General features: G+C 66.2%; 1 protein-coding gene. It reads left to right on the top strand.

Translation table 11 applies throughout. The features are described from left to right. Positions 1-851 (top strand): ATP-binding protein (locus tag IF17_RS0135710; RefSeq protein ID WP_030575371.1); only part of this gene is annotated, 851 nt, incomplete at both ends.

Here is an 851-nt window from a genome sequence, read left to right as displayed (position 1 = left end):
ATCTGCCACACCATGGACGACGTCATCAAGGGCGTCGACACCCTCGGCGGCTACCCCGTCGTCGTCCGCCCCTCCTTCACCATGGGCGGCGCCGGCTCCGGCTTCGCCCACGACGAGGAAGAACTGCGGCGCATCGCCGGCCAGGGCCTCACCTTGTCCCCGACCACCGAGGTGCTCCTGGAGGAGTCCATTCTCGGGTGGAAGGAGTACGAGCTGGAGCTGATGCGGGACAAGAACGACAACGTCGTGGTCGTGTGTTCGATCGAGAACTTCGACCCGATGGGTGTCCACACCGGTGACTCGATCACCGTCGCCCCCGCCATGACGCTGACCGACCGGGAGTACCAGCGGCTGCGGGATGTGGGGATCGCGATCATCCGCGAGGTCGGTGTCGACACGGGCGGCTGCAACATCCAGTTCGCCATCGACCCGACCGACGGGCGGGTCATCGTGATCGAGATGAACCCGCGTGTCTCCCGCTCCTCGGCTTTGGCGTCGAAGGCGACGGGTTTCCCGATCGCCAAGATCGCCGCCAAGCTCGCTGTCGGCTACACGCTGGATGAGATTCCGAACGACATCACGGAGAAGACCCCGGCCTCGTTCGAGCCGACGCTCGACTATGTGGTGGTGAAGGCGCCGCGGTTCGCGTTCGAGAAGTTCCCCTCCGCCGACTCGACTCTCACCACGACGATGAAGTCGGTGGGGGAGGCGATGGCGATCGGCCGGAACTTCACCGAAGCCCTCCAGAAGGCCCTGCGGTCGCTGGAGAAGAAGGGCTCGCAGTTCGCCTTCACCGGCCCGGTCGGTGACAAGGCCGAGCTGCTGGCCGAGGCGGTCCGGCCTACGGACGG

Origin of the sequence: Streptomyces cyaneofuscatus (assembly GCF_000718135.1) — a bacterium.
Lineage (GTDB): Bacteria > Actinomycetota > Actinomycetes > Streptomycetales > Streptomycetaceae > Streptomyces > Streptomyces cyaneofuscatus.
The sequence above is the reverse complement of the archived record's forward strand: the minus strand, read 5'-3'. Positions and strand labels throughout refer to the sequence as shown.